Here is a 7,536-nt window from a genome sequence, read left to right on the forward strand (position 1 = left end):
TCCTACACACACAAGGAAGATAACAACAATGAAACACCACTCGCTCTCCCGAACCCGTGTCGCCCTCGCCATCGGGGCCCTGCTGCTGGCAGGGTGCAACGACAACGACTCCACCCCCAAGCCCGAGCAGCCCGTTCTGGGCCACCGCACCGTCACCCTCATCGAGCAGGACGGCCTGCAATTCAAGGATCTCGATGGCAGCGGCACCCTGACCCCCTACGAGGACTGGCGCCTCGGCGCCGCCGAGCGGGCCCGGGATCTGGTGGGCAGGCTCACCCTGGCCCAGAAGGCAGGGCTGATGATGCACGGCACCCTGGTGCTGGACGGGGCGGGGCGGGTGAACCTCGCGGCCATGGACAAGATGCTGCGCGAGGACGGGGTCAACACCTTCATCACCCGCATGGCCGGTGATCCGGCGGCCATCGCCGCGGACAACAACACCCTGCAGGCCCTGCTGGAAGGGGTGGGATTCGGCATCCCCATGACGGTGAGCACGGATCCCCGCAACCACTTCACCCATGATCCGAACGCCACCAGCATCGGTGCCGGGGCCTTCTCCCAGTGGCCCGAGACCCTGGGGCTGGCCGCCATCGGCGATGCTGCCCTGGTGCAGCGCTTTGGCGACATCGCCCGTCAGGAGTACCGGGCCGTCGGCATCCACGAGGCCCTCTCGCCCCAGGCGGATCTCGCGACCGAGCCGCGCTGGGGCCGCATCAACGGCACCTTCGGGGAAGACAACCTGCTCGCCAAGTCCCTGGTCAAGGCCTACATCGAGGGCTTCCAGCAGGGGAGCGAGGGGATAGGCAAGGAGAGCGTGGTCACCGTGGTCAAGCACTTCGCCGGGGCCGGTCCCCAGAAGGACGGGCTGGATGCCCACAACCCCTGGGGCAAGGAGCAGATCTACCCCGGCGGCCAGTTTGCCTACCACCTGGTGCCCTTCGAGGGTGCCTTCGAGGCCAGGGTGGCCGCCGTGATGCCCTACTACGCCATGCCCCTGGGCCTGACCCAGGATGGGCAGCCCGTCGAGGAGGTGGGGTTTGGCTTCAACCGCCAGATCATCACGGATCTGTTGCGGGGCCACTTCAAGTTTGACGGCGTGGTGCTGAGCGACTGGGGCATCGTCAATGACTGTGACAGCCGCTGCGAGCAGGGGCTGACCCAGGATGAAGTCAATGCCGGGGTGAGCCCCTGGACCGTGCCCTTTGGCATGTCCTGGGGCGTGGAGAAGCTCACCAAGGCCGAGCGCTACGCCAAGGCCATAGACGCCGGGGTGGATCAGTTCGGTGGCGTGGAAGATCCGGCTCCCCTGCTGGCGGCGGTGCAGAGCGGTCTGGTGACCGAGGCGGCCATCACCACCTCGGCCGAGCGGATCCTGGCCCAGAAGTTTGCCCTCGGGCTCTTCGAGAATCCCTATGTGGATGCCGAGGCCGCGGTGGCCCTGGTGGGCAAGGCCGAGTTCCAGCAGGAGGCCCAGGCCGCCCAGGCGGCGTCTCACGTGCTGCTGAAGAACGAGGGGGCCCTGCTGCCGCTGAAGGCGGACGGCAAGCGGGTCTATCTGCACAATGTCAACGCCGAGGTGGCCAGGGCCAACGGCTATACGGTGGTGACGAACCTGGCCGACGCGGAGCTTGCCATCGTGCGGGTCAACGCCCCGGGCGAGCAGGATCCCCGCTTCCCGTTTGGCAGCATCCACTTCGGTCAGCTCGGTTTTGCAAGCAATGATCAGGTGGTGCAGGAGACGGCCCATGAAGGGGTCTACCGCGGCGCGGATGACTATGCCGCCATCCAGGCCATCGAGCAGGCCGGGGTGCCCCTGGTGCTCTCCGTCTATCTGGACAGGCCCGCCATCCTGACCGAGGTCGCCCCGGCGGCCCGGGTGCTGCTCGCCAACTTCGGCGCCCTGGATCAGGCCCTGTTCGATGTCATGAGCGGCACCCAGAAGGCACGCGGCAAGCTCCCCTTCGAGCTGCCCTCGAGCTGGCAGGCGGTGCTGGCCCAGTCCCCGGACGTGGCCAAGGACTCACAAAGCCCGCTCTATCCCTACGGGGCCGGTCTGGCCTATTGACGGACAGGGATGTTCTGTCTCTCATCAAGGCGCCTTCGGGCGCCTTTTCCATTGCGCCCATCGACAATCCCGGTTTGGCGCAAGGGGTTGGCTTGGGCATAATGGCGCCCCGGCAACGGGTGCGGTGGCCAGTGTGGCAGGCACCCGGTCACAGTGCACAGGAGATGAGATGAAATTTATCGGAGCCCACGTCAGTGCGGCGGGCGGGGTGGAAAACACCATCGCCCGGGCCAAAGCCATCGGGGCCAACGCCTTCGCCCTGTTTACCAAGAATCAGCGCCAATGGCAGGCGGCGCCCCTCTCCGAGGCCAGCATTCGCGCCTTCAAAGCCGCCTGCGAGAAGGAGGGCTTTCGCCCCGAGCAGATCCTGCCCCACGACAGCTACCTCATCAACCTGGGTCATCCCGACCCCGACGCCCTCGCCAAGTCCCGGGATGCGTTTCTGGACGAGATGAAGCGCTGCGAGCAACTGGGGTTGTGCTACCTGAACTTCCACCCGGGCAGCCATCTCAAACAGATCCCCGAGGCGGTGAGCCTCAAGCTCGTGAGCGAGTCCATCAACTGGGCGCTGGAGCGCAGCGAAGGGGTGACGGCGGTGATCGAGAATACCGCCGGCCAGGGCACCAACCTCGGCTGGTCGTTCGAGCACCTGGCCACCCTCATCGACGGAGTAGAGGACAAGAGTCGGGTCGGCGTCTGCTTTGACACCTGCCACGCCTTCGCCGCCGGTTACGATCTGCGTACCCCCGAGGGGTGCGAGGCGGTGTTTGCCGACTTCGACCGCATCGTGGGGTTCCAGTACCTCAAGGGGATGCATATCAACGGCGCCAAGTGTACCTTCGGTAGTCGGGTCGACCGTCACCACAGCCTGCGGGAGGGCAACCTCGGCGAGGCGGTGTTCCACCACATCATGAACGACGACCGTTTCGACGGCATCCCGCTTATCCTCGAGACCATCGATGAGTCCATCTGGGGCGAGGAGATAAGCTGGCTGCGCAGCCTGGCCGGGAGCCCGCGCCCGGCGTGATGCCGGGGTCCACCATTGGGTAGCAAGGAGAGACGATGCACGACGAGACAAGGGCGCCCCTGCGCTTTGGCATTGCCGGGGCGGGGGCTATCGCCCGGCGTTTTTGCCGCGATGTGAACGGGCACGCCAGGGGAGCCGAGGTGGTGGCCATCGCCGCCCGGGACCAGGGGCGGGCGGACGAGTTCGCCCGGGATCTGGGGCTGCCCCACGCCTATGGCAGCTATGAGGCCCTGGCCGCCAGCCCCGAGGTGGAGGCCGTCTATGTGGCGGTCATCCACCCGGAGCACGCGGGCCTGGTGAGGCAGATGCTGCTGGCGGGCAAGCACGTACTGGTGGAGAAACCGGCGGTGACCCGGGTGGCGGATTGGGACGCCCTGGTGGCGCTCGCCCACGCACGGGGCCTGCTGCTGCTCGAGGCCATGAAGGTGATGTGCTTCCCCGCCATGCGCGCCCTGTTGCAGCGCCTGCCCCTGCTGCCGCCGCCGTGCGAGCTGCGGGCGGCGTTCGGTTCGACCCAGCCCAGGGTGGGCAAGCTGTTCGATCCTGCCCTTGACGGCGGCGCCGCCTGGGACGTGGGGGTCTATCCCCTCTGGCTCCATGCCGCCCTCTGCCATCGGCTGGGGCTGGGCTGCCCCGCCCCCGAGGTGACGCTGACGCGGGCTCCGGGGGAGGTGGATCTCGCCGCCAGCTTCACGTTCGATGAGCCGTTTCGGGCCGAACTCGGGGCCTCCATCATCGAGGATCTCGAGCGGGAAGCGTCCTTGTCCGGGGAGGGGTGGCGCCTGGTCATCGAGGGCAAGTGGTGGAATCCCCAGCACATTCGCTGGCAAGGGGGGCCTGCCCCCGTCATCTGGCCGGCGGACATCTACCTGCCGGTGGAGGGGGGCGGCATGCAGCACGAGGCGGATCACTTCGCCGATTGCCTGCGCCACCGGCTGCTGGACTCCCCCTGGGTGCCCCAGGCCGTGACCCGGCAGGTGCTCGGCTGGATTGAAGGGGGACTCGCCGGCTGAGGCCGGAGAAGGGCGGAGGGCAGAAGTGCTCATCGCTTGAACGACAAGGGCGCCAACGGCGCCCTTGTCGCATCCGAAGGGCTTCTCACGCCAGGGTCTGGGCGCGGCAGAAGGCCAGGAAGCGGCGCAGGGCGACGGAGTGGAACTTCTGCTTGTGCCAGACGAGGGAGAGCTGGCGGGGGAAGCGGCGACTCGGGGTGAGGGCCACCAGGCGCCCCTGTGCCAGCCGATCCGCCACCGCGAGGCGGGAGATGAAGGAGATGCCGAGCCCCTTCTCCACCGCCAGCATCACCGCCTCCAGGGTATTGAGCTCTATCCCCGCCTGCCAGCGGGGAAGGTGGGGCTGGAGCTGCTGCTCGAACTGCTCGCGGCTGCCGGATTGCGCCTCGCGCAGCACCCAGGTTTCTCCGGCAAGCCGGCGCAGGGGCAGCTCGAGCTGGTCCGCCAGGGGGTGACCGGGGGCGGCGATGATGAGCATCTCGTCCTCCAGCCAGGGTTCGCTCACCAGGTCCGGGTGGTGGTTCTCCCCCTCGATGAGGGCGAGATCCAGTTCGAAGTGGGCGAGGGCATGACACAGGAGGTGGGTGTTGGCGATGGTGACCCTGGGGGCGGCCCGCAGCTCCTGGGCCCCCTCCGCCAGCAGGGCGGGCAGCAGGTAGTTGCCGATGGTCTGGCTGGCCCCGAGGTGCAGCTGGCCGCTCGGCTCGGCATCGGGGCTGAAGAGCTGCTCTATCTCCTGCATCCGGGTCAGCAGCTCCTCGGCGGCCGGTTGCAGCAGACGCCCCTCGCTGTTGAGCTGAAGCCTTGGGTGCACCCGGTCGAACAGGGGCGTGGCGAGCTGGCGCTCCAGCTCCTGCAGCGACTGGGAGACGGCCCCCTTGCTCAGGCAGAGTTCATTGGCGGCGCCCCCCAGGTTGCCGTGGCGGGCGATGGTGGCAAACACCTTGAGTTGTTGCAGGGTGAGCTTCATATCGTTTGATTTTCCTAAACGCTAAGTTCAATTCATTTAGATATCGTAAACGATAGACCCCCTTTATCCTATGCCCATCGTCATCATCAAGAGGGTATCCGCCATGATCGCAAGAACCCGCCGCTCCCTGGCCGCCGCCCCGACCCCCATGGCCGGTCTGGCTCTGGGGATCGCCAGCCTCGGCTGGTGCTGGGAAAATGCCGGTCAGTTCGATGGCCGTCTGCAACTGCTGGGGGCCGCCATCGCCGCCGTGCTGCTCCTCGTCCTGACCTTCAAGTTTCTGATCCACCCGCGCCTGCTGTGGCAGGATCTCGCCCATCCCGTGGTGGGCAGCGTGGTGCCCACCTACGCCATGGGGACCATGGTGGTCTCCAAGGCGGTCGGCCTGCTCGCCCCGACCCTGGGGCAGGGGCTCTGGCTGTTTGCGGTCATCGTCCACCTCGTCTTCCTCGCCACCTTCGTCTGGCACAGGGCCAGAGCGTTTGAAATCCATCACATGGTGCCGAGCTGGTTTGTGCCGCCGGTGGGGATCATCGTGGCTGACGTGGCCTACCCGGGCGGTCCCTTCGCATCCCTGGCCACCGGCCTGCTCTGGTTCGGCATGGCCTGTTACGGCCTGATGCTGCCGCTGATGCTCTATCGCCTCATCTTCAGCCACGAGGTGCCGGATGCCGCCAAGCCCACCATCGCCATCCTGGCCGCCCCGGCGAGCCTGTCGCTGGCCGGCTACCTCACCGTGAGTCAGGATCCCTCCCTGCTGCTGGTGGCGGTGCTGCTCGGGATTGCCGTGCTGATGACCGGCATCATCTACCTGGCCTTCATCAAGCTGCTGCGCCTGCCGTTCTCGCCGGGTTACGCCGCTTTCACCTTCCCCCTGGTGATCGGGGCCACCGCCCTGTTCAAGGTGAGTCACCTGCTGTCGCAGTGGCCACAGGCGGCCCGCTATGCCGAGCAGCTCCATCAGCTGGCTTATCTGGAGCTGGGGGTGGCCACCCTGGTGGTGGGTTACGTGGCCCTGCGTTACCTGATGTTCTTCCTGCCGGTCGTGCAGGATGACCTGCCGGGGCAGCCCGCACGCCGCTAGGCACAAGGTTTTCATCCCCCCTCGTCATCGACCCCGCCCGTGCGGGGTCTGCCGTTCGTGATGCAGTGACACAGAGGGGAATCAAATGAAGCAGATTAATTTTGTCAATCCGTGAAGTGGCTTAAATAGTTGCCCATGCAGGCGACATTCAGTTGGCGTTAACTGGTAATACCTGTCACGATGCGCGCCACTTTATCTTCCCACTGTTTTGTCGTGCCCCATGTCCTCATCTGATCCCGTGTTTGACGCCCGATTCCAGCCTCGTCTGCTGCACCCCCGTTACTGGTTGAGCTGGCTCGCCCTCGGCGCCATCGGTGTGCTCGCCTTCGTGCCCCCGCGCTGGCGGGATCGCCTGGCCGATGCTCTGACGCCCCTGGTATGCGCCATTTCGAAGAAGCAGATCTACATCGCCAGGACCAACCTCGCCATCTGCTTCAAAGAAAAGAGCGAGGCCGAGCGGGAGGCCATCCTGATGACCTCCATCCGGGTCGGCCTCAAGAGCCTGCTGGGCTTTGGCGAGTTCACCTGGCGCAGCCCCGCCCACGTGATGGGGCGGATCCAGGTCAGCGGCTGGGAGCATATCGAGGCGGAGCAGGCCGCTGGCCGACCGGTGATCCTGGTGGTGCCCCACAGCTGGCCCATCGACGCGGCGGGCTACTACTTCGCCCAGCGGGGCCTGCCCATGTGCACCATGATGAAGAGCGCCCGCAACCCGGTGTTCGACTGGCACATCAACGGCGCGCGGGCCCGGCACGGCTGCCGCGTCTATGAGCGCAGCGCCGGCATCAAGCCGGTGATCAAGGCGGTGAAATCCGGCCTGAGCTTCTTCTACTTGCCGGATCAGGATCACGGCCGGGAGGCGAGCCTGTTCGCCCCCTTCTTCAACCACCCCAAGGCGACGTTGCCGGCCCTGCCACGGCTGGTGAAGCTGACCGGTGCCCGGGCCCTGCCGGTGCTGGCCTGCTATGACGAGCAGGCGCACGGCTACCGGCTGGAGGTCGAGGCTCCCTACGCCGACTACCCGAGCGCGGATCTGATGGCGGATACCTGCCGCATGAACGACAGCGTGGAGCGCCAGCTCTGCCGCCACCCGGGCCAGTACATGTGGTTCCTCAAGATCTTCGACACCCGTGAGGATCAGGTGGGGCCGGACGGCCTCTACGAAGAGGGGATCCGGCGCATCCGCCGGGGCCTTGCTCCTCATCCCTGAGCCTTGCGCTCACCCGGTGCAAAAATGTGGCCCCAAGCGGGTAATGCCGATCAGTTAAGGATCCATTGACCGATCCTCAGGCTGTGTAAGAATCCGAAACTCCTTGTTGGGTTTCGGATTTTTTTATGCGTATCGACCAAGCTCTCGACTTCATTCACGCCTGTCCT

General features: G+C 66.2%; 6 protein-coding genes. 5 read left to right on the top strand and 1 reads right to left on the bottom strand.

Annotated elements, in window-relative coordinates; all coding sequences use genetic code 11:
• Positions 1-28 precede the first annotated feature (28 nt).
• The 3 genes from HKD46_RS18120 (at position 29) to HKD46_RS18130 (ending at position 4,105) form a co-directional block, all read left to right on the top strand.
• Positions 29-2,065: a glycoside hydrolase family 3 protein gene (locus tag HKD46_RS18120; protein ID WP_043156110.1), complete on the top strand. Its 2,037-nt coding sequence runs from the start codon at positions 29-31 to the stop codon at positions 2,063-2,065.
• 169 nt (positions 2,066-2,234) lie between these two features.
• Positions 2,235-3,092, top strand: coding sequence for a deoxyribonuclease IV (nfo, locus tag HKD46_RS18125; protein WP_042880583.1), 858 nt, complete (start codon positions 2,235-2,237; stop codon positions 3,090-3,092).
• 35 nt (positions 3,093-3,127) lie between these two features.
• A complete protein-coding gene (locus tag HKD46_RS18130) occupies positions 3,128-4,105 on the top strand; it encodes a Gfo/Idh/MocA family protein (RefSeq protein ID WP_113725367.1) in 978 nt (325 codons plus the stop codon).
• An 85-nt stretch (positions 4,106-4,190) separates the two neighbouring features.
• On the opposite strand, the gene HKD46_RS18135 is transcribed toward HKD46_RS18130, so the two are convergent.
• Complete coding sequence (locus HKD46_RS18135; protein ID WP_113725369.1) at positions 4,191-5,075, bottom strand: LysR substrate-binding domain-containing protein; 885 nt, start codon at positions 5,073-5,075, stop codon at positions 4,191-4,193.
• Between the two features lie 103 nt (positions 5,076-5,178).
• Here HKD46_RS18135 and HKD46_RS18140 point away from each other — a divergent pair, with 103 nt between their 5' ends.
• Positions 5,179-6,159: a TDT family transporter gene (locus tag HKD46_RS18140; protein ID WP_134996757.1), complete on the top strand. Its 981-nt coding sequence runs from the start codon at positions 5,179-5,181 to the stop codon at positions 6,157-6,159.
• A gap of 220 nt (positions 6,160-6,379) precedes the next feature.
• Positions 6,380-7,369 (top strand): lipid A biosynthesis (KDO)2-(lauroyl)-lipid IVA acyltransferase, encoded by a 990-nt coding sequence (locus HKD46_RS18145; protein WP_045524804.1) that lies wholly within the window; start codon positions 6,380-6,382, stop codon positions 7,367-7,369.
• Positions 7,370-7,536 lie beyond the last annotated feature (167 nt).

The sequence above is a fragment of the Aeromonas sp. TW 6 genome (genome assembly GCF_013168745.1).
GTDB lineage: Bacteria > Pseudomonadota > Gammaproteobacteria > Enterobacterales > Aeromonadaceae > Aeromonas > Aeromonas caviae.